The 20,402-nt window shown below is 70.9% G+C and carries 22 protein-coding genes; 12 read left to right on the top strand and 10 right to left on the bottom strand.

Translation table 11 applies throughout. The features are described from left to right. Nucleotides 1-410: 410 nt before the first annotated feature. A complete protein-coding gene (locus M4I32_RS12840) occupies nucleotides 411-980 on the bottom strand; it encodes a flavin reductase family protein (RefSeq protein ID WP_319034877.1) in 570 nt (189 codons plus the stop codon). 505 nt (nucleotides 981-1,485) lie between these two features. On the opposite strand from M4I32_RS12840, the gene M4I32_RS12835 reads away from it, so the two are divergent. Then, a complete protein-coding gene (locus M4I32_RS12835) occupies nucleotides 1,486-1,722 on the top strand; it encodes a hypothetical protein (protein WP_319034876.1) in 237 nt (78 codons plus the stop codon). Between the two features lie 110 nt (nucleotides 1,723-1,832). On the opposite strand, the gene M4I32_RS12830 is transcribed toward M4I32_RS12835, so the two are convergent. From M4I32_RS12830 to M4I32_RS12810, 5 genes are all read right to left on the bottom strand, one after another. Then, nucleotides 1,833-2,252, bottom strand: a complete 420-nt coding sequence (locus tag M4I32_RS12830; RefSeq protein ID WP_319034875.1) for a hypothetical protein — start codon at nucleotides 2,250-2,252, stop codon at nucleotides 1,833-1,835. 138 nt (nucleotides 2,253-2,390) lie between these two features. Beyond that, nucleotides 2,391-3,737, bottom strand: coding sequence for an HNH endonuclease signature motif containing protein (locus tag M4I32_RS12825; RefSeq protein ID WP_319034874.1), 1,347 nt, complete (start codon nucleotides 3,735-3,737; stop codon nucleotides 2,391-2,393). Nucleotides 3,738-3,950: 213 nt separating this feature from the next. Then, a complete protein-coding gene (locus M4I32_RS12820; protein WP_319034873.1) occupies nucleotides 3,951-4,112 on the bottom strand; it encodes a hypothetical protein in 162 nt (53 codons plus the stop codon). 71 nt (nucleotides 4,113-4,183) lie between these two features. After that, nucleotides 4,184-4,480 carry a hypothetical protein gene (locus tag M4I32_RS12815; RefSeq protein ID WP_319034872.1) on the bottom strand — a complete coding sequence of 99 codons (297 nt, stop codon included), beginning with the start codon at nucleotides 4,478-4,480 and terminating at the stop codon, nucleotides 4,184-4,186. Between the two features lie 133 nt (nucleotides 4,481-4,613). Beyond that, nucleotides 4,614-5,021, bottom strand: coding sequence for an ankyrin repeat domain-containing protein (locus M4I32_RS12810; RefSeq protein WP_319034871.1), 408 nt, complete (start codon nucleotides 5,019-5,021; stop codon nucleotides 4,614-4,616). 319 nt (nucleotides 5,022-5,340) lie between these two features. Here M4I32_RS12810 and M4I32_RS12805 point away from each other — a divergent pair, with 319 nt between their 5' ends. Together M4I32_RS12805 and M4I32_RS12800 are read left to right on the top strand one after the other, a co-directional pair. Continuing rightward, nucleotides 5,341-5,781, top strand: coding sequence for a cupin domain-containing protein (locus tag M4I32_RS12805; RefSeq protein ID WP_319034870.1), 441 nt, complete (start codon nucleotides 5,341-5,343; stop codon nucleotides 5,779-5,781). Between the two features lie 10 nt (nucleotides 5,782-5,791). Beyond that, nucleotides 5,792-7,135 carry an amidohydrolase family protein gene (locus tag M4I32_RS12800; RefSeq protein WP_319034869.1) on the top strand — a complete coding sequence of 448 codons (1,344 nt, stop codon included), beginning with the start codon at nucleotides 5,792-5,794 and terminating at the stop codon, nucleotides 7,133-7,135. 4 nt (nucleotides 7,136-7,139) lie between these two features. Here the strand turns inward: M4I32_RS12800 and M4I32_RS12795 are convergent, their stop codons facing one another. Beyond that, nucleotides 7,140-8,126 (bottom strand): PDR/VanB family oxidoreductase, encoded by a 987-nt coding sequence (locus M4I32_RS12795; protein WP_319034868.1) that lies wholly within the window; start codon nucleotides 8,124-8,126, stop codon nucleotides 7,140-7,142. Nucleotides 8,127-8,324: 198 nt separating this feature from the next. On the opposite strand from M4I32_RS12795, the gene M4I32_RS12790 reads away from it, so the two are divergent. The 4 genes from M4I32_RS12790 to M4I32_RS12775 are packed head-to-tail and all read left to right on the top strand — an operon-like array spanning nucleotide 8,325 to nucleotide 12,533. Then, nucleotides 8,325-9,602 (top strand): amidohydrolase family protein, encoded by a 1,278-nt coding sequence (locus M4I32_RS12790; RefSeq protein ID WP_319034867.1) that lies wholly within the window; start codon nucleotides 8,325-8,327, stop codon nucleotides 9,600-9,602. Continuing rightward, nucleotides 9,599-10,390, top strand: coding sequence for an ABC transporter ATP-binding protein (locus tag M4I32_RS12785; RefSeq protein ID WP_319034866.1), 792 nt, complete (start codon nucleotides 9,599-9,601; stop codon nucleotides 10,388-10,390). Before M4I32_RS12790 ends, M4I32_RS12785 begins: the two co-directional genes overlap by 4 nt. After that, nucleotides 10,387-11,277, top strand: a complete 891-nt coding sequence (locus M4I32_RS12780) for an ABC transporter permease (protein WP_319034865.1) — start codon at nucleotides 10,387-10,389, stop codon at nucleotides 11,275-11,277. Before M4I32_RS12785 ends, M4I32_RS12780 begins: the two co-directional genes overlap by 4 nt. Nucleotides 11,278-11,327: 50 nt before the next feature. Further along, the gene (locus tag M4I32_RS12775) at nucleotides 11,328-12,533 is read left to right on the top strand and encodes a hypothetical protein (protein ID WP_319034864.1); all 1,206 of its coding nucleotides are present in this window, start codon (nucleotides 11,328-11,330) and stop codon (nucleotides 12,531-12,533) included. Between the two features lie 91 nt (nucleotides 12,534-12,624). Here the strand turns inward: M4I32_RS12775 and M4I32_RS12770 are convergent, their stop codons facing one another. Continuing rightward, the gene (locus M4I32_RS12770; RefSeq protein ID WP_319034863.1) at nucleotides 12,625-13,233 is read right to left on the bottom strand and encodes a cyclodeaminase/cyclohydrolase family protein; all 609 of its coding nucleotides are present in this window, start codon (nucleotides 13,231-13,233) and stop codon (nucleotides 12,625-12,627) included. A gap of 17 nt (nucleotides 13,234-13,250) precedes the next feature. Here M4I32_RS12770 and M4I32_RS12765 point away from each other — a divergent pair, with 17 nt between their 5' ends. Next, complete coding sequence (locus tag M4I32_RS12765) at nucleotides 13,251-14,321, top strand: methylenetetrahydrofolate reductase C-terminal domain-containing protein (protein WP_319034862.1); 1,071 nt, start codon at nucleotides 13,251-13,253, stop codon at nucleotides 14,319-14,321. 152 nt (nucleotides 14,322-14,473) lie between these two features. On the opposite strand, the gene M4I32_RS12760 is transcribed toward M4I32_RS12765, so the two are convergent. Then, a complete protein-coding gene (locus M4I32_RS12760; protein WP_319034861.1) occupies nucleotides 14,474-15,079 on the bottom strand; it encodes an XRE family transcriptional regulator in 606 nt (201 codons plus the stop codon). 80 nt (nucleotides 15,080-15,159) lie between these two features. On the opposite strand from M4I32_RS12760, the gene M4I32_RS12755 reads away from it, so the two are divergent. Genes M4I32_RS12755 through M4I32_RS12745 form a run of 3 tightly spaced genes read left to right on the top strand, consistent with a single transcriptional unit; the run spans nucleotide 15,160 to nucleotide 17,920 of the window. Continuing rightward, nucleotides 15,160-16,479, top strand: coding sequence for an FAD-binding oxidoreductase (locus M4I32_RS12755; protein ID WP_319034860.1), 1,320 nt, complete (start codon nucleotides 15,160-15,162; stop codon nucleotides 16,477-16,479). Continuing rightward, entirely contained in the window at nucleotides 16,476-17,273 is a 798-nt protein-coding gene (locus tag M4I32_RS12750; protein ID WP_319034859.1) for a creatininase family protein, read from the top strand. Before M4I32_RS12755 ends, M4I32_RS12750 begins: the two co-directional genes overlap by 4 nt. A gap of 8 nt (nucleotides 17,274-17,281) precedes the next feature. Next, the gene (locus M4I32_RS12745) at nucleotides 17,282-17,920 is read left to right on the top strand and encodes a pyridoxal 5'-phosphate synthase (RefSeq protein ID WP_319034858.1); all 639 of its coding nucleotides are present in this window, start codon (nucleotides 17,282-17,284) and stop codon (nucleotides 17,918-17,920) included. Nucleotides 17,921-18,109: 189 nt separating this feature from the next. Here M4I32_RS12745 and M4I32_RS12740 read toward each other — a convergent pair whose 3' ends face one another. Then, the gene (locus M4I32_RS12740; RefSeq protein ID WP_319034857.1) at nucleotides 18,110-19,147 is read right to left on the bottom strand and encodes an isopenicillin N synthase family dioxygenase; all 1,038 of its coding nucleotides are present in this window, start codon (nucleotides 19,145-19,147) and stop codon (nucleotides 18,110-18,112) included. A 227-nt stretch (nucleotides 19,148-19,374) separates the two neighbouring features. Between M4I32_RS12740 and M4I32_RS12735 the strand changes: the two genes are divergently transcribed. Then, nucleotides 19,375-20,337, top strand: coding sequence for a hypothetical protein (locus tag M4I32_RS12735; protein WP_319034856.1), 963 nt, complete (start codon nucleotides 19,375-19,377; stop codon nucleotides 20,335-20,337). The last annotated feature ends 65 nt before the right edge of the window (nucleotides 20,338-20,402 follow it).

The following is a 20,402-nucleotide window of genomic DNA, read 5'->3' as shown; positions in this document are numbered from 1 at the left end:
GTGTCTTGCCGGTGAACGGCACGCGTCCCTCTTGGTCGTTGAGCGAGCGCAGCGAGTCGAAACGAGACCCGCCGCCCCTTCGGTCGTTGAGCGAGCGCAGCAAGACGAAACGACACCCCCCACGCCCGCGACGCACACCCCGAACACACACGCAGCGCGCGAGATCACCCGCACAGGACGTGTGCACTCGCGCCTTGCGTGTGCGCTCGGCGCCCCCGCACCCCCCGCACGCCCGGCGCGAGGACTATTGCGCCACACGAGGACAATCCGCGCCCCGGCGCCCTCGCGCCGCGCGAAAGTCCTCCTCCCGCGCGGCGTACCCGGGCGTTGAGCGAGCGAAGCGAGCCGAAACGGCGCCCGCTACGCCCCTTCGCCCGTTGAGCGAGCCGCAGGCGAGCCGAAACGCCCCGCTACCCCAGCCCGCTCAGCCGGTGGAACCGCTGCTGCTGGTACACCAGCGGGTGCGTGTCGTGGTCGATGCTCATGCCGTGCACCTCCATCACGATGATGCGGTGGTCGCCGGCGGGGGTGGTCGAGACGATGGAGCAGTCCAGCCACATCGTGGATCCGTCGATGAAGAGGGCCCCGGCATCCGTCGTCGTCGTCTCGAGGCCCGCGAAGCGGTCGCGGCTGCGCGAGGCGAGCTGCATGCAGGCGTCGCTGTGGTCGCCGCCGAGGATCGAGACCCCCAGGCGCCCCGCCCCTTCGAGCACGGGCCACGTGGTCGAGGAGTTCTGCACCGAGAACATCACCATCGGCGGGCTGTACGAGACGCCGACCGAGAACGACGAGGCCACGAGCCCGACCGGGCGATCGTCGATGCTCGCGCAGATTGCGGCGACCCCCGACGGAAAGCGGCCGAACGCCCCGCGCACGTGGGCGGGTTCGTCGCTGACGGCGGCGAGGGTGCGCGCGGTGGATGCCGGTGCGCCCTGCGCCAGCGCTGTTTCAGAAAACGAAGATTCGGATAGCAAAGTCATTGTGGGTGGACTCCTTCGACGGTCGGCCGCGCGGACGCGGCACAGGCGTTCCGGTGAAGACCACGCCGAAAGATGACAGCCGAGCCGCCTCGCCCGGCGTGCACCGGGTGGAAGATGCCCCCGAGGTGTTGTGTCTCGGTCGGGTTTCGCAGCGGCTCACGCTGCCCCTCCAGTATGCGCGCACGGCGGTTTCTCGCCGGTTGCCCTCGTGTAACAGCCTCGTTTCGCCAGCGGGGGCCGCCGCCCCTCTGCCACAGTGGATGCTGTCCACGTTCACGAGAAGGAGCCCCCCATGCCCGAAGAAGAACAGCGCAAGACCAAGACCGTCCGCACGATCTGGACGATCGTCGGCATCCTCGCCCTGGGCATCGTCGCCTACTGGCTGACGTACATCCTGCTGCTCAACTGAAGCGACGTGCGCGTGCCGCCATTGTGACGATCCCCGGCCGGGAGTAGGCTCCCGGCATCCACGAAGGAGTGGGGGAAACTGGGGTTTGGGGACACCATGGTGGGGATCACTGGTGCCGGTTTCGCCGCGGGGGCGGCAGCCGACAACGCAAGGCGGTACGCACCGCCGTTCGAACCGGCCTGGCGGCCGTTCGTGCCGAGTTTTCTGTGGGGCAGGCTCGTCGAGTACTGCGCCGAGTGCGGCGGGGAGGTCGAACCGGGCGCGGCCTACCGCGTGTCGGGGCGGCAGGTCTACTGCTCGGTCACGCACGCGCAGCGCGACCTCGACGGGTGAGTATCGGGTTCAAGTCCCGTCGCTCGGCCGGCGGTTGAGCGAGCGCAGCGAGCCGGCCCCCGGCGGTTGAGCGAGCAAAGCGAGCCGAAACCCGCCCCACCCGGGCCCGATCAGCGCCGCAGGAACGGCCGCGGCCACGCGCCGAGGGCGAGCACGGCCAGCACCGTCTGGATCAGGCCCGTCGCGAAGTAGATGCCGTGCAGCGGCGACCACACGAGCATGATCGCGATCTCGACGAAGATCCAGATCATCATCACCAGGCCGGCGGCGGCGTGCAGCGCCCATGCCAGGGCGTAGCGGCCGCGCTGGGCGAGCAGCGCGAGTGCCTGGGGCCCGCCGACGAGCACGCCGAGGATGACGCCCGGCCAGAAGTACGACGTGAAGACGCTCCCCTCGATCCACTCGAGAGGGATGCCGAGCCCGCCGCCGACGGTCAGCCCGATCATCCCGGCGAGGGCCGAGATCAGGTTGAACGACGCCACGACGGCCAGCGCGATGCGCACGCCGCGCGGGGCGCCCGTCTTCTCCATGGGTATCACGGTAGCGTCGCGGCGCTCACGCCCGACCATGCCGGGGCCGTGACAAACCCTACGCACGCGAGGGTGAGCACCCGGCGGTCGAGCCCCGGCGCTTGAGCGAGCGCAGCGAGCCGAAACCGCACGCCCCACTCACCCGCCGGGCGGAGTCCCCGCCTGCGCCAGCTGCCGCGTGCGCGAACCGCGTCCCGGCATCCATCGTCGCTGCGCATCCCACCACCCGGGCCCGCGCACGTGCGGCACCCCGTCGAACATCGCGACATCCCACCCCGACGACCCGAGCGTGCGGTGGTGGAACCAGCAGAGCAAGACTCCGTTGTCGCAATGCGTCGCGCCGCCGTGCGCGTGCTCCTCGACGTGGTGGATCTCGCACCACGCCGCCGCCACGCCGCACCCGGGGATGACGCATCCGCCGTCGCGCAGCGAGATCGCCTTGCGCTGCACGTGGTTGAAGACCCGGTCGCGGATGCCGAGGCTCGCCACCCGCCCGAACGCGTCGAACCCGACGCGCTGCAGGGTGCCGCAGCATCCGACGTGCGTGGCCACCGAGATCGACACGGGCTCGTCGCATCCCTCGAGCTCGGCCCAGCCGGTGCCGGCTTCGAGGTCCTCGTCGCGGGCGTAGACCACGAGTGTCGGAGCCCCGCCGGCGACGGTCGGAAGCTCACCCGAGCGGGCCGCGACGTCGAGGGCGGTGGCGAGGGCGTCGTGCATCTTCTGCGGACGCGTGCGGGTGTCGGCGGGCGCGTCCTCGGGCTCGCCTCGGTACTCGTCTTGGTGCTCCTCGCGGAACACCGGCCCGCCCGCACCCGACCCGCGCGGATTCACCACCGCGTCGGTGATGCGCTGCAGCTGCGCCGCGACCTCGGCCAGCAGCGCGCCGCGCACGGGCACGACTCCGTCACGACCCGCGCCGAACGTCAGCCCGCGCTTGCGCATCGCGACCGCCTCGGCCGGCTCGGCACCATCCGGGTCGATCGCCGCCGCCCACATCTGCGCGATCGTGCGCAGATCCGCAACGGATGCCGCCGGCCCCCGCTCGCCGCCATCGCCGGCGTCTGCGTCACCCTCGCCGGCCTCGCCCTCGCCCGCGTCGCCGCCGTCCGCGCCGACCCGCACCCCGCGTGCCGCGTCGGCCAGCGCAGCATCCGCGGCCATCAGCGCCCCAGCCGGCGCGCGATCCCCCGCCGCCAGCAGCGGCCCCACGAGCGCCGCACGCTGCAGCACCTCGTTGACCGACCGGCATCCGGCCCTCGTCGTCGCCCGCTCGCCGACCGGCCCGCGCGAGCGCTCGTCGACCACGTTCGCGGTCTCGACGAGCAGCCCCTCGGCCCGCCGCGAGATGCTGGCCGCGAGCGACATCGCCGTCAGCACGTCGTCGTCGGACATGCTGGACACATCGCCGGCATCCAGCGTCGCAGTCGCCGCCGCGCCCAGCGCCGCATCGACCTCGGCGAGGGTCTGCAGCAGCTGATTCATACCCTCATTCTGCCGAGGGCCTCCGACATTGAGCGGCCCGAAAACCCCCGATCGGCGGGCACAAATGTAACGACTTCATGAGAGTTTGAGAGGCGGCGTCCCGCATGCCCGGCGCGACACGAGGACTTCGGCCCGACAGGAGTATTCGCGCGCGCCGAAACACCTCGCGCCGCGCGAAAGTCCTCGCGCCGAGACGACCCGAAGCCGGCCCGCCTACTGCTCCAGCTCACCCTCGTCCGACTCGACCTGCTCCGGCTCGGTCTCCTCCGGCTCGAAGGTGGTCGGCTCACCGGTGTGCCCGGCGGCCACTCCCTTCGGGTCGTCCGGAATCGTCCCCTCCGACCCCACGCCGTCAGCGTCCTTCTTCTCCGTCATCTCGCCCGTCCCTTCTCCCCGAACCGCGATCAGCGAACCGCGCTCAACCGAACTTCGACCAGCCGGCCCCGTCAGCCGTGCGTGCGCTGCTTGCGCTTCTGCGCGGCCTTCGTGGCCGCGGCGACCCCCGCCGCACCCAGGACCTTCTTCGCCTTGTCCTTCTTCGCGGCCTTCTCCGCCTTGTGCGCACCCTTCTTGTAGTGCTTGCCGGCCTGCTTGCGGATCTTCTTCACGTTCCGGTCGTTCCACACCGCCTCGGCGGCATCCTTCGCGCCCGCGTACCGCACCGCTCCCTGCTTCGCGCCCGACTTCACGGCGACGATCAGAGCGATCGCGAGCCCGATGATCAGCAGCTTCTTCTTCCACATAGGGGAACCCCTTTCGTTGGCTGCACGTTCATCGGGCACGTTAGTCAGCCCGTCGCCCGACCGGAAAGGGGTGGCCGCATCGGCGCACGTCGTGTAAGGCAGCGGATGCCGCGGCCGCGGCGACCTGCGAGACTCACCCCCGCGAAAACTCCTCGAGCACCGCCTTCATCTCGGGCATCCCGAACTGGTCGGCGATCTGCGCAGCCGTGTGAGAGCCCAGGTCGGGGTTCGCGCCGGCCTCGAGCAGGCCCCGCAGCACCACCGGATCCTTGCGGAACACCGCACACGCCACCGCCGTCTGACCCATGCCGTTCACGGCATCCACGTCGGCGCCGCGCCGCAGCAGCTCGGCGACGGTCTCGGGCTGCTCCGCGTAGGTCGCCACGATCAGCAGGGTGTCGCCGCGCGCGTTGCGGGTGTCGATCGGCACGCCGGCGTCGAGCATCTCGCCCAGCGGTCCGGTGCGCCCCTCCCGCGCCAGGTCGAACGTTCCCTCGATCACCTCGGCGCTCAGGTGCGCCCCCGGGTTCTCGTCGCTCATGGCATCCACCTCTCCTGCATCGCCGACCCGCCCATTGTGTCGGATGCCGCCGGCCACCGCCGCCCCGAACCCGCACATCGGCTCGCGGCCACACATCGCGCCGCGGCATCCGCCGTTTTCCCGCGGATCACACGCGCCCATCCACGGCTCGCCAAGAATCGTCCCCTCCCGGGCCACGAGGCGACATTCCTTGGCGACCCGGCCACGATCCGACGCGAGCCTCGCGCCGGATCGACGGCAGCAGAAGGAGTCAATCAATCCGAAACATGAGGTGTGTAGCTTGTCGCCACCGGAGGCCAACCTCGATGAAGGAGAAACCATGAGCGGTGACGCACCCATCGTCCGGAAGATCACCGATCTTCCGGCGTACCTGATCAGCACGGGCGACACCGTGCGCCTGTGCGAGCTCGCCGGGCCCGACCAGGGCTCGAGCGCCAGCGTGTTCCTCGAGATCTGGGAGCCGGGCGGGGCCCAGCCCCTCAACTCCCACGCCGACTCGGCCGAGATCTTCCTCGTCCTCTCCGGCCAGGCGACCGCCCTCTCGGACGACGCCAGCGTCGACCTGACCGCGGGCGATGTCCTCGTCCTGCAGCCGGGTTCGGAGCACCGCATCATCAACAGGTCCGAGACCGAGAAGCTGTACACGGTCACGGTCATGGCCGACGATGGCGGATTCGCCCGGCTCGTGACGCGCGGAACACCCACGCCCCTCGCGTCCGACGAGGCCGGAGCGCTCGTGAGCGGCCTCGCGATCGCCTGAGGCGCGCCGCATGACATCGCCACGGATGCTGGCCGTCACCGGCGCCGACCGCCTCGTGATCGACCCTGACACCGAGCGCGACGGCGCGCTCGTGATCGGGCACGACGGCAGGGTCATGGAGTCCCCCACGCCGGCAGCGCCCGAAGCCGACACCCTCGACGCGAACGGCTGCATCGTCACGCCGGGGCTCGTCAACGCCCACCACCACCTGCTGCAGACGGGTTTCCGCACGCTGCCCGGCACGCGAGGAGTGCCGATGCGCGACTGGTTGCCCGCAATGGCGACCGCGTATGCCACCGCGGGCATCGATTCCACGCTCACCGGCGCAACCGCCTCGGTCGGCCTCGCCGAGGCGCTGCTGTCGGGTGTCACCACCGTCGCCGACCACCAGTTGAACTGGCCCGACCCGTCCGCCGCGGGCGGCGACCCGATCGCCGACACCGTATCCATCGCGCGCTCGGTCCGCGACGCGGCTGCGGCGCTCGGAGCGCGCCTCGCTTTCGTTCGCGGCTCGGCGCGCGACGACGCGATGGCCGCGGCGGCGAGCGCCGAGGCGATCGTGGCGGACCTGCTCGCCTCCGGGCACACCGGGGGCGTGACGGCCGACGGCATGCTGCAGGTCGCGGTCGGACCCGCAGGCGTGCACTCCGATCCCGAAGCCACCTTCCGCGCGCTCGGCGAGGTGGCGCGCCGGCACGGCCTGCGGCGACGCACGCAGGCGAACGAGCAGGTCGACACCGCGATCGCCCTCGAACGCTACGGCCGCCGCCCCCTGGAGCTGCTCGAGGACTGGGGGTGGCTCGCCCCCGACGTCACCATCGCGCACCTGTGCGATGTGACGGATGCCGAAATCGCCCTGCTCGCGGATCGCGGCACGACCGCGACGCACGCGCCCGGCTGCGACGTGCCGATGGGATGGGGCATCGCCCCCGTTGCGCGGCTCCTCGGCGCCGGCCTCGCCGTCGGTCTCGGCACGTCCGGCGGAGGCTCGAACGACGCCGGTCACCTGCTCGCCGACGCGCGCCTCGCGATGCAGGTGTCGGGGCTCGTGGGTCCGCAGCTGCCTGCGCGCACCGTGCTGGGCATGGCCACCACCGGCGGCGCCGCCGGCCTGGGGCGCACCGACATCGGGCACCTCCGACCGGGTGCCCGCGGCGACGCATGTGTGTGGGACGTCTCGGGGGCAGCGGATGCCGGTGTCGCCGACCCGGTCGCCGGGCTGCTGTGGGCCGCACCCGGGCGCCGGCCGCGACACGTGATCGTCGGCGGCAGGGTCGTCGTGCGCGACTACCGGCTCGTCACCGCCGACGAGCAGGACCTCGTCGGCACCCTCCGCGCTCGGGTTGGGCGGTAGCGCGTCAGAGATCGAGCACGAGTCGCGGGCACGCCGCACGCGAGACGCACACCATCATGACGGCCGATTCCTGGCGCTCGAACGGGGTGAGGATCGAGTCGCGGTGCTCGACCTCACCCTCGAGCACGGGGGCCTCGCAGGTGCCGCACGTGCCGCGCGTGCAACTCGAGAGCACGGTCGTCTCGGGCGACTGCTCCCGAATGGCGTCGAGAACGGACTGGCCCGGATCCACGACGACGACGTCGCCGCTCAGGGCGAGCTCCACCTCGAACAGGTCGGGCCACACCGGGTCGCCGAACTCCTTCGCCTCGAACCGCTCGACGTGCAGCGCCCCCTCGGGGGCCGCGGCGATCTCCCGTTCGAGCGCCTCGATCAGGCGCGACGGACCGCAGGCGTAGACGGCGGTGCCCTCCCCCGCCTCCGCGGCGATCACCGCGGCGTCCAAACGCGCGCCCTCGTCGGCGGCGTACACGCGCACCCGTGCGGGATGAGCGGCGGTCAACTCGTCGACGAACGCCATGGTGGTGCGCGAGCGCCCGGCGTAGTCGAGCGTCCAGTCGGCGCCCGCCGCATCCGCCGCCGCCACCATCGCCCGCAACGGGGTGATGCCGATGCCGCCCGCGACGAACAGGTAGCGCTCGCCCGACGTCGCGACGAAGGGAAAGTGGTTGCGCGGCCCGCGCACCCGGACCCGCTGCCCCACCGTGACGCCCTCGTGCACACGCGCCGACCCGCCGCGCCCCGCGTCCTCGCGCAGCACGGCGACGCGCCACACCGCACGATCACCCGTGTCACCGCAGAGCGAGTACTGCCGCTCCAGGACCTCACCCCCCTCGGGCCCCGGCACGATCAGGTCGATGTGCGACCCGGCCGTCCACGCCGGCAGGTCACGCCCATTCGGCGACACCAGCTCGATGGCCACGACACCGGCCGCGACATCCGTGCGACCGGCGACCACGAGGTCGCGCTCCACGTCACTGAAAAAGCTCACTGTCTCTCCTCGGGTCTCCGGCCGTTCACATTAGCCGCGACTCCGGCCGCCGCCACGACGACCCCCACATGCGTAACAGGGCTGCAACACGTTCCGCCCGTGGGCGAAACACGGCACGCGTTGAATGTGTCCCACGAACTTTTGTTGGCCACGCCAACAGGATGCCACGGTCTCGAACCGATGCGAAAGGCGCCACACATGCCCGTCACGCTCCCCGAAGAACTGCTGCCCGGGCAGGCCATCGCCCGCCTGCGCGGCGTCAGCCTCGCCGACGGCACGACCGCCGGCATCCGAATCGTCGACGGCCGCATCGCGGATCCCGGAATCGCCCGCACCGCGGTTTCCGACTCCGCCACGGAGCCCGAGACCGACGTCGACGCGACCGGATGGATGCTGCTGCCGCCCGCCGCTGACCTGCACGCCCATATCGACAAGGCGTACACGTGGAGCATGTTCGGCGAACCGGAGGGGTCGCTCGAGGACGCGGTGGCGTGCTGGCAGCAGCACGGCGCGTCGCTGCGCGAGGAGCAGATCGCCGCGAACGCGCGCCGTCAGCTCGACGCCGCGTTGCGTGCGGGGGTCACCGCGGTACGCACCCACGTGAACTACCACGAGGGCGCCGACCCGCTGCGCGGCATCCGTGCGGTGCTCGATGCCCGCGACGACTATCGCGGGCTGGTCGACGTGCAGATCGTGGCGATGCACGGGCAGCTGATCGACGACGCGCTCATCCGTGACGCGATCGCGCTCGGGATCGACCTGATCGGCGCGGCCCCGCACTTGAGCGACAACCCCCGCGCCGAGATCCACCGCGCCGCCGCCTTCGCCGAGTCGGCCGGCATCGGGATCGACCTGCACACCGACGAGAACCTCGACCCCGACTCGCTCGACCTGATCGATCTCGCCCACCGCACCGCCGACTGGCCCGCGCACATGACCCGCTCGGCGGGCCACTGCGTCAGTCTGGCCGTCCAGCCCCCCGCACGGCTGGCCGCCGCCCTCGATGCCGCGGCCGAGGCCGGGGTGAGCATCATCACCAATCCTCTGACGAACCTCTACCTGCAGGGCTGGCAGCATCCGGTCGCGATGCCGCGAGCGATTCCGCCGCTGAACGCGATCCTCGATGCCGGGGTCGTGCTCGTTGCCGGAGGTGACAACGTGCAGGATCCGTTCAACCCGCTCGGCAACGGCGACATGGTGGATGTCGCGACCGCCCTCGTGCTGGCAGGCCACCTCTCGCCCCGTCGGGCGTGGCAGGTGGTCGCGGCGGGGCGGCGCCTGCTCGGTCTGCCGCCCGCGACGGGGGCCGTCGGCGACGTCGCGGAGGGAATTCTGGTGCGGGCCACCTCGGTCGCCGAGGCGCTCGCCGAGCGTGCGCCCGACCGGATCGTCGTGCGCGACGGGCGCGTGGTCGCGACCCGGAGCGTTCATTCCACCGCCGTGCCTCTGCGAGAGAGAAGCGAGATGCGCGTATGACCCTCCCCTCGACGGACCGCACCTCGACGGACCGCTCCTCGACGGCCCATACCCCGACGGCACCGACGCTGCGTCTCGACGACGTCACCAAGGACTTCGCCACCGGCACCCGCGCCCTCGCCGACGTGTCGCTCTCGGTCTCGCGCGGCGAGTTCGTCTCGGTCGTGGGCCCCTCCGGCTGCGGCAAGTCCACCCTGCTGCGCCTCGCGTCGGGGCTCGAGACGATCAGCGCGGGGACCCTCGAGGTGGATGCCGCCGTCACGAGCTTCGTCTTTCAGGACCCGACCCTGCTCGAGTGGCGCTCCGCGCAGAAGAACGTCGAGCTCGTCGGCGAGCTGGCGGGCGTCTCGGCCGCCGAGCGCACCGAGCGCGCGCGGGATGCGCTGGCGCTGGTGGGGCTGCTCGGGTTCGAGAAGCAGCATCCGCGCCAGCTCTCGGGCGGCATGCGCATGCGGGTCTCGATCGCCCGAGCTCTCGTCGCCGAACCACAGCTGGCCCTCTTCGACGAGCCGTTCGGCGCGCTGGATGAGATCACCCGGCTCAAGATGCAGACCGAGCTGCAGCGCATCTTTCAGATCAAGTCCTTCGCCGCGATGTTCATCACCCACTCGATCTCCGAGGCCGTCTACCTCTCGAGCCGTGTGCTCGTGATGAGTGGGCGGCCCGGCCGCATCGTCGAGGACATCAAGCTGCCGTGGTCATATCCGCGGCCCCCGGAGTTGAGGTACGACCCCGAGTTCGGGCGCATCGCCGGTCACATCTCGAAGACGCTGGAGGAGAACTCATGAGCGAGAAGACCCTCACGGCCCCGACGGTGCGGGTGCCCGACGCTGCTCCCGCCGCTCCCATCCCGCCCTCCACGGGGAGCTCCCGCACCTTCTCGCGCGCGGCCGGCGCCGCCGGGTCGCGGGCGATGCCAATCGTCCTGGCCCTCGTGGGCATTCTCGTGATCTGGTACGCCGTCTCGTACCTGCTCCTCAGCGAGGACCGCCGGTTCCTCCTCCCCCCGCCGCACCAGGTCTTCGGCGAGACACTGGGGAATCCGCAGATCATCGGGCCCATGCTCGTCGCACTGGGCCAGACCACCAGCGTCGCGCTGATCGGCCTCGGCCTCGCCGTCGCGATCGGCATGGGGTGGGCGATCCTGATGTCGCAGTGGCGCATCGCCGAGCGCGTACTGTACCCGTACGCCGTCATCCTGCAGACCATCCCGATCCTCGCGCTGACGCCGCTGATCGGCATCTGGATGGGCTACGGCATCCCCGCCCGCATCGTGGTGTGCGTCATCATCGCCGTCTTCCCGATGATCTCGAACACGCTCTTCGGGCTGCAGTCGGCCGAGGCCAGCGCCCACGACCTGTTCACGCTGAACAAGGCGACCCGGTGGCAGCGCCTGACCAAACTGCAGCTGCCCGCCGCGATCCCCTCGATCTTCACCGGGCTGCGCAATGCGGCCGGGCTCGCTGTGATCGGCGCCATCGTGGGCGACTTCTTCTTTCAGCAGGGCTCGCAGGGCATCGGCGGCCTGCTGCGCACCTACACGCTGCGCCTGAACATGGAGTCCCTTTTCCTCGCGATCATCTTCACCGCCCTGTTCGGGGTCCTCGTCTTCTCGATCTTCGCCGCTCTCGACCGCGCCATCGTCGGCCGACTGTTCGGGCGAAAGAACACCTGATTGCCGCGCACCGTCCCGCACCACGCCGCATCACACACCTGGAGGAACCCTTGCTGACACTGCCCCCCACCGCGCGCCTGCGCCCCGCTTTCGCCGCCGGCGCCGCGATCACGCTCGCGATCGGCCTGGCCGCCTGCTCGAGCGAGCCCGAATCCGAACCCTCGGCCGCACCGGGCGAGGCCGCACCCGCCGCGGAGGCCGGCGGGCCGCTCGACTTGTCGGATGTCTGCCCCGCCACCGTCGTGCTGCAGCAGGACTGGCAGCCCGAGGCCGAGCACGGCGCCATGTATGCCCTCGTCGGTGACGACTACACGGTCGACACCGAGATGAAGACCGTCACCGGGACGCTCGTCGCGCAGGGGGTCGACACCGGCGTCGACGTAGAGGTTCGCCCCGGCGGACCGAACGTCAACTTCCAGCCCGTGCCCGCCCTGATGTACCTCGACACAGACATCCTGCTCGGCGCTGTGAACACGGATGCCGCCATCGTGGCCGCCGCGGACCAGCCCACCGTTGCGGTGACCTCGCAGATGACGTGGAGCCCGCAGATCCTGATGTGGGATCCCGAGAGCCACGACGGTGCCGAGACGATCGAGGAGGCCACGGCCGATGGCGCGATCGTCGTGACCTCGGGCGACGTCATCCCCGCGCTGCTCGAGTCCCAGGGCATGATCGACCAGTCGCAGATCGACCTGAGCTACGAGGGCACACCCCAGCGCTTCGTGTCGGACCCGAGCATCCTGCAGCAGGGCTTCGCGACGGCCGAACCGTACATCTACGAGAACGAGATCAGCGAGTGGGGCAAGCCCGTCGGATTCCAGCTGCTGTCGGACATCGGCTATTCGATCTATCCGGAGCCGCTGGCCGTGCGTGCCGACGCTGTCGAGGAGCAGGCAGACTGCCTCGCGAAGCTCGTGCCGATCATGCAGCAGTCCCAGCTCGACTACCTGAACGACCCCGCCGAGACGAACGATCTGATCATCGATCTGGTCGACCAGTACGACACGGGCTGGACGTACTCCGCCGAGGTCGCCGAGTACTCGGTTCAGCAGCAGGTCGACCTCGGCATCGTGCAGAACGACCCCGCCTCGGGGGTGTTCGGCCAGTTCGACCCCGAGCGCATGCAGTCGATCCTCGACGACTTCGCGCCCTTCCTGATCGCGTCGGGCTCGCTGACCGAGGCGGATGCCGGCGCGATCGACGCCGCGTCGCTGTACACGAACGAGTTCATCGACACGTCGATCTCGATGGACTGACGAGAATCCGCGCAACATGACAGGTCTCCCCCCGGTGCCGCGGCGCGCTCCCGTCCCCGCGGCACCGGGGCGGGGGCCTGTCGCGCGAGCCTCAGAGCGTGCCGGTGACCCGCCCCGCCAGGTCGTCGAGCTCGTCGGCGAGGGTCACGGCGTCGAGCTCGGCTCGGTCACCGTCCTCGCGCGCAGCATTCCCGGCGGGCAGCGCCGACAGGCTGCTGCGGGCCGTCGCGGCCGCTGCGCGGAGGGCGGCCGCGACCGTCCGCGCTGCCACGACGACGTCCGGCGCCAGCCGCTCGTCGCCGTAGACGGCGAGCCAGCGCAGCGTCGGCTCGAGCGATGCCGCAGCCGCCGCGATCGCCAGACTCGCTCCGGCCGCCTCGGCGAGGGCGCCAGCACGTTCGGCGTCGGCGGCATCCCCGTCGGGCAGGCGGTATGCGGCGACCAGCCGTGCGGATGCCGCGGCGTCGCGGTCCGCGGCGCCGAGAGCCCGCGCACGCACGTCGGCGGCGGCCGAAAGCGCCGCGGTGCGATGGGATTCCGCAGCTGCGTAGCCGGCCGCCATCTCGGCAACGGCCGCGCCGATAGCGAGGGTCATGGCCGCCGCCGCTCCTCCGCCCGGGGCAGGAGCCGTGGCGGCGAGTCGCTCCAGCCACGACGCGATTCCGATCGCGCCATCACTCGCGTCGCTCGTCTCGCTCACGCGGGCAGTCTAGGCGGGTGGATGCCGTGCTGACCTCGACCGCGGGTCCTGCCCGGCGCGCGGACTGCCCCAAGGCGATGACCTACGGGCCGTGCGGCGGCGTGAACCCCGACGGCACCTGTGAGGTGGCTCCGACTCCGTGCGTGTTCCTCGACGAGGCGCTTCCCGTGCGGTGGCCCGGGCTCCCCGCATCCGCTGGTGTGACCGCCCCCGCGATCGCGACGACAGCCGGTAGCGAGGTGCTCGATATTCTCGCGCACCGGCCGCTGATCATGACCGGATTCCCCGGGCGAGCGATGGACTCCGACGACGTCGCGCGCACCGCCGACGTGCTGCGCGGCAGCATGGACGCCGCGCTGTCGGGCGATGCGGGGCGCTCGCGCACGCAGTTCTCGCCGTCGTATCGCGCTGCGCTGATGGCGCGGTCGGGCGTGCGCGCGTGGGTCGGACTGAACACCCGCGACCGCAACCGCGTGGCGCTTGATGGCGAGCTCGCCGCGCTGCGTGACGTCGGCGTCGCGGGCGTGCACTGCGTCACCGGCGATCACACCCGCACGGGGGATCGCACCGACGCGCAGCCCGTCTTCGACCTCGAGTCGACGACGCTGCTGCCCCGGGCGAGCGCCCTCGGACTGCTCACCTCGTTCGCCGAATCCCCCGACGCGCCCCCGGTCGAGGCGCGTGGAGGGCGGGTGCGCGAGAAGCAGCGCGCCGGCGGACGGCTGTGCCTGACGCAGTACTGCGGCGACGCCGACGACGTCGCCCGTTTCATCGATCGCTGCGCCGCGGCCGACGCGCGGGTGCCGGTGCTGCCGGGCGTGCCTCTCGTCGTCGACCGTGACGGCGCCGAGCTGCTCGCCTCGTTCCACGCCGCGACGCTGCCCACCGGGTACCTGCGACGACTCTTCGCCGCGCGCGACATGCACCGCGAGGGCATCCGCCTGGCCCTGGCCTATGCCCGCTCGCTGCTCGAGGTACCAGGAGTCGGCGGCGTGGTCATCGCGGGCGCCGCACGCGACGGCGACGAGCAGGCCTATGCCCGGGCGCTGGCCAAGGTGGCCGCCGAACTCGGCGGGGGCAGCTCGTGACCCGCTCGGCGGCCCCGCCCCACGCCGGCACCCGCCCCTCCACCCGGCACCACGTGAGGACTTTCGCACCACACGAGGGCAATTCACGCGCAAAGGTCCTTACCTCGCGCGAAAGTCCTCGCCTCGCGACGCGGACCGGGTGGATGCCGCCCTCACCGGTCGTGCTGCTGCTCCTTGACCACCAGCACGCGGCAGGTCACGCCCTCCGGGGTGCGCCACTGGTGCCGCACCCCGCTCTCGTAGTAGGTGGCGTCACCCGCGCGCAGGTGCACCTCGGCGTCACCGAGCACCACGATCAGCTCTCCCTCGAGCACGTAGACGAACTCCTCCTCATCGTGCCCCCACCAGATGCCGTCGTCGGTGAACGCGCCCGAGAAGATCATCGGCAGAAACCGCGCGCGCTGCGCCGCGAGCACGACAACGTCGCCCGAGCCGGAGCCGGCATCCACCGTCGATCCCGGCTGCTGCCGGTACACGTGGTAGCTGCCCGGGGGACGTTCGGGTGGGTCCTCGGTCAGCAGGTCCTGCTGCGTCGTGCCGAGGGCGTTCGCGACGCGGAACAGCGACACCATGCTCAGACGCTCCAGGCCCCGCTCGACCTGGCTGAGGAACGAGTGCGACAGACCGGCCTCGCTCGCGGCCTGCGTCAGCGTCATCCCGCGCTGTTTGCGCAGCGCACGGATGCGTGCCCCCAGCGCTCGCGCCGACTCGTCGATGTCGGCCCGCCGCGCACGCCGCCCCGCCGCCCCATCCTTCATCCGTGCAGGCTATCGGCCCCGCGCACACGGCGCCGTCAGCCCCGCGGAACCCGCGTTCCTGAAGCCACGAAAGGAAACACATGAACCACCCCGACTACGCCGCCCTCGAGGCGGACCTGAACGATCTGCTCGGCCCCCGCGGTGTCAGCAGCGACATGAGACAGCGAGAGAAGGCATCCGTCGACGGCTCCCGCATGTCCCCGATCATCGCCGAGCTGCTGCCCCTCGGTATCGCCGATCTCGTGGCTTTTCCCACCACCGCGGAGCAGATCGCGGCGGTCGTCGCGCTCGCCGTCGAGCACGGGGTGCCAGTCACACCGCGCGGCAAGGGCACCGGCAACTACGGGCAGGCGATCCCGATGCGGGGCGGCCTGGTCGTCGACACCTCGCGCGCCCGCACGATCGTCGGTATCGACGGCGACACGATCACGGCGGATGCCGGGGCCCCTATGAACGCGCTCGAACAGGCTGCGCGCGCCGAGGGCAAGCAGCTGTGGATGTACCCCTCGACCGTGCACTCGAGCATCGGCGGGTTCCTCGGCGGCGGCTCAGGTGGCACGGGCACGATCGCGCACGGCACCAACGACATGGGCTTCGTCGCCGCGCTCGACGTCGTCACGCCGCTCGGGGGGGTGCTGCAGCACGTCGAGGGTGAGGAGGCGCTCGGGTTCGTGCACAATTACGGCACCGCGGGCATCATCGCGCGGGCGACCGTGCGTCTCGAGCCCCTGCAGGACTGGCGCGGGCTCTACGCCTCGTTCCCCGACTTCACGGGTTCGCTCTCGGTGCTGCGCACCCTCGGGCGCCTGCAGCCGGCGCCACGGCTGGTGTCGGCCGACACTCCGCACATCACCGCCCAGCTTCCGCCCGACGACGCGTTCCCCGCCGGGCGCAGCTCGCTGCGCATGATCGTCGATGCGTCGCTGGTGGCCGCGGCATCCGCCATCATCGAGGGCGCGGGCGGGCGGGTCGAGGACGTGCGCGAGGGAGCCGGGGTCTCGGCGGCGATCTCGGTGCTCAGCTACAACCACCCGATCGAGTGGCTGCAGAAGTCCGAGCCGGGCGTGTACTTCCACGTCGAGGTGTCGGGCGACGCGCTCATCGACCGCATCGACGAGGTGCACGCCGTGTACCCGGGCGGCCTGCTGCACGTCGAGGCCGGCCACGCGGTGCCGATCGGGATGCTGGCGGGCGTCTACGAGAGCCCCGAGGCGGTCTACGACGGCATCGCGAAGCTCAACGAGCTCGGAGTCGGCGTGCACAACCCTCACCAGTGGAACGTGGACTTCCGGCTGCACGAGACGGTGGCGCTCGCGGCGAGCACCGACCCGGCGGGGCTACTCAATCCCGGCAAGCTCAACCCGGAGTACGCCGGTCCGACCAAGGGAGCGATCCGATGACGGCGCCATTCATCCCCGCCTCCCGCAGATGGGCCGACCTGTCGGGCCCCTCGCTCGTGGCGGCGACCTCCGAGCGGTCGATCGCGGTCGTGCCCATCGGGGCGATCGAACATCACGGCCCGCACCTGCCGCTGCGCACCGATGCCCTGGTCGCCGAGGCCGTGGCATCGGCCGCGGTGGAGAGGGTGGCGGCATCCGGGATCGACGCCTGGCTGCTGCCGACGATCGAGTACGCCAAATCGGATGAGCACCACTGGGCACCGGGCACCCTGTGGATCGAGGGCACGACCCTGCTCGAACAGCTGATCGAGCTGGGACGGTCGATCGCGATGACGCCGGTGCGCACCGTGGCGTTCGTGAACGGGCACGGCGGCAACGTCATGCTGCTCGGCTGGGCGAACCGCGAGCTGCGGCGCCGGTTCGGGCTGCGCTCGTTCTCGATGCCCGCGGGCGCCGGGGCGGCGGGCGACGGCCGGGACGGCCGTCCCGACGAGCTGGGGCAGGGCATCCACGCCGGGTTCGGCGAGACCTCGATCGTCATGCACCTGGCGCCGCACCTGGTGGCGCCCGCGATGCCGCCGCGCAACGTACCCGAGAAGATCGCGGCCATGACGCACATCGGGTTCAACCGCAAGCCGGTCATGTTCGGCTGGACGAGCGAGGACTTCGGCCCGACCGGCGTGATCGGCGATGCGACCGGCGCGAACGCTGCGGAGGGCAAGCTGATCTTCGAGCGCGGCGTCGACTTCGTCGGCGAGGCGCTGACCGAGATCGACGGCTTCGAGTTCGGGTAGGGGATTCCATGGAAACGATCACGGGTCGACTCATCGTCGACGTGCCGCTCATCGACCGGGCGACCGACCCGGTGCAGTCCGATGCGCCGTGGGCCGATCCGGCCGCCCTCGCGACGCAGTGGCTGCCCGCGGACGGCGAAGAGCGGATGCTGATGACCGTCTCGACGATCGACGGCGACGGCTTTCCGCGAGCCCGCACGGTGATGCTCAGCGAGTTCGACGGCGAGCGATTCTTTTTCCACACCGATGCCGACAGCCGGAAGGTCGCCGATCTGGCGGCGAACCCGAGGGTGTCGCTCACGATCCTGTGGCCGGGCTTCACCCGCCAGCTCGTGGTGCAGGGCACGGCCGATGTGGCGCCGGCCGTTGAAGTGTCGCGCGCCTACGCGACGAGGTCGCCGTACCTGCGTCAGCTCGCGTGGCTCAACATGGCCGAGAACGCGCGCCTGCCCCGTGAGGAGCGCGAGCAGCGGTGGGCGGACTTCGCCGCGCAGCATCCCGACCCCTCGCAGCCGGACGGCTGGGTCGGATACGGCGTCACCCCGCACCGGATGCTGTTCTGGGTCTCGCACCCCGATGCTCCCAGCCGCCGCGTGGAGTACACGCGCACCCCGCGGGGCTGGGCGCACCGCTACCTGCCCGGCTGACCGCGCGCGGTCGTTGAGCGAGCGAAGCGAGACGAAACGGCTTGCGGCGGTCGTTCAGCGAGCCGCAGCTCGGGGCGATTGCAGAACGTAACGCGAAACCGTTGCGGATCCTCATATCCCGCCCGCCGCTCGCCAGAAAACGTCGCCTTCCCCGCCCCGAGGCGACGTTTTCTGGCGACCCGCCCGCGCTCAGAGCGAGGCGCGCACCCGCGTGCTCTCGCGCACCGCGCTGGTGTTCGCCACGCCCGCGCGGGACCCCTGCAGCTTGGCGTGCAGATGGTCGTGGACGGTGATCGGCTCGTACAGCGGGCTCTCCCCCTCGCCCACGCATTCGGGCAGCGGCTCGACCACGGCATCCCAGTCGAAGCTGTGGAAGTACGCGACGCTCCTGCGGCGCTCGATGGTTCCGTTCACGACCGGCGGCTTCACCCGGTGCAGCGTCGACATCCAGTGGTCGTTGGTCAACCGGGCGGTCACATCGCCGAGGTTCACCAGCAGGGCGCCGTCATCGGGGTTGACGTCGTACCACGCTCCGTCGTTGCCGAGGATCTGCAGGCCCTTCACCTGGTCGGCCCACAGCACCGTGACCACCCCGTAGTCGGTGTGCTCGCCCATGCCGCGCAGGTCGCCGTCGAGCGAGACTGCAAGACCCGGGGTGAGCGCGTAGTTGTTCATGCGCATGGTGCCGGTGGCGTTCCGCGACCGGGCCTCGAAGTACCCTTCGGGCAGGCCGAGCGCGTCTTCGAACACCTCCATCAACGTCAACGCCACCTGGCGGGCCTGCAGAAAATAGCGTTCCACGGGCTCGCGGAACTCGTCGCTCGGCCACAGGTTGTCTTGATAGTCACCCTCGGGCAGGTCGGCCCCCGGGTAGTAGGAACGATCGAGACCGATGTTGAACGCCTCGAAGAAGTCGTTCATCTTGTTGGCCGGCTCGACGCCGAGACTGAGGCTCGTCGCCTCGGACTTCGGCGGCGCGTAGCCGCGATTGATCCCGGGCGGCGTGCGGTACTCGGACTTCTCGGCGAGGTCCTTGCCCACGAAGAAGTCGTCCATGGCGCTGGCGAGCCCGGCGATGACCTCGTCGGGGATGCCGTGCCCGTGCACCTGCACGAAGCCGACGTCGCGACAGGCGGCATCGGCGAGCCGGGCGACGGACTGCTTGGCCTCGGCGGACCCGCCCTGCACATAGGCGGTGATATCGATGGAGGGTACGGAAAACGACATGACTGTCTCCTTCATTCGAAGCGCGACCGCGAGACGCGGACGCTGACTGATTGAGACACTTCACGTGTTCCCGGCATGGCTCGCGATACTCGCGAGGCTCCACGAAGACCAAGTGCTGCTTCGAGTATCGGGCCGAATTGTTACCACCGTGTTTCATTTCTCCGTGCTTCTTGGGGGCGGTTTCGGTCGACGCGCATACTGAACCCCCGACACGGAAAGGAGCTCGGATGCGCGCGCAACACAGCCGGAACGACCTCGCGCGCAGCTACTCTTGGGATCGCCGACCGGCATCCGCGCTCGTGGAGCTCGCGGCTCCCGGCGGCGACCTGGCCCCGCTCGGCGCTCTGTCACGGTCGTCGGAACACCCGATCATCATCGATTTCTGGGCGGACCACGACGCCCACGTGAACAGGCTGATCGGTTTCGTCGGGCTGCGGCGCGTGTTCGAGATCACGTGGCAGCCGCACCGCCTGCGCGTCGACCCCGGCCGCATTCTCCTGGGGAGTCCATCGTTGATCCCGTGGGCTGCGTGGCTGCCGCTCACCGATGCCGCATGGGTGGGCGAGACGCTCGCGGCGCTGCTGACCGAGATCGCCCCGACGCTGTCGACAGGCTCGGCGGTCGCAGTCGCCGGGCTGCGTCTCTCACCGGATCTGACTTTTCTCGCGGGCCGTTTTCTGGGAGCGTTCCGCGGCATCACGAGGCGCGAGGTCGTCGCCGACCTGTCATCCGACATCATCGCCGCGGTGGAACGAGCAGAGATCCCGGGCTACGTGCCCGCGATGAAACCCGCGGCGGATGCGCTCTATCTGGGCGCTGACGGGGGTCTCGTCGTGGCCGAGATCGAGAGCGCCCGCGCGGCCGAGGTCACCTACGCCCCCGCCCAGGCGTTGGTCTGCCTGCGGCTCCTGCGCCTGTGGACGGAGGGCGACGAAGACGCGCGCTCCGTGCTCGAGGGCGTCGTGGCCGCCCGCCGGCGGGCGGGGCTCCTCGAGGGCCCCGCGAGCAGCCCCGACCCGGCGCTGCCCTCGACCGCACTCGTCGCCATCGAGGCCGGCCTCTCGGATCGGCTTCGCGGGCGGCTTCAGGCCGTGTGGCACGCGCTGATCGAAGCGGGCATCCCCGAGGCCCACGATCTGCGCGTCGAGCAGATCGATCGACGGGGAACCCGCATGCGAATCACCGCCTAGTCCGCTCCTCATGACGATCCCTTTGTTGATTGTGGTAACAATTGGGACCTGGATCAAGAGATGAG

Origin of the sequence: Microbacterium sp. LRZ72, assembly GCF_033792225.1 — a bacterium.
Lineage (GTDB): Bacteria > Actinomycetota > Actinomycetes > Actinomycetales > Microbacteriaceae > Microbacterium.
This window is presented reverse-complemented; position numbering and strand designations above follow the sequence as displayed.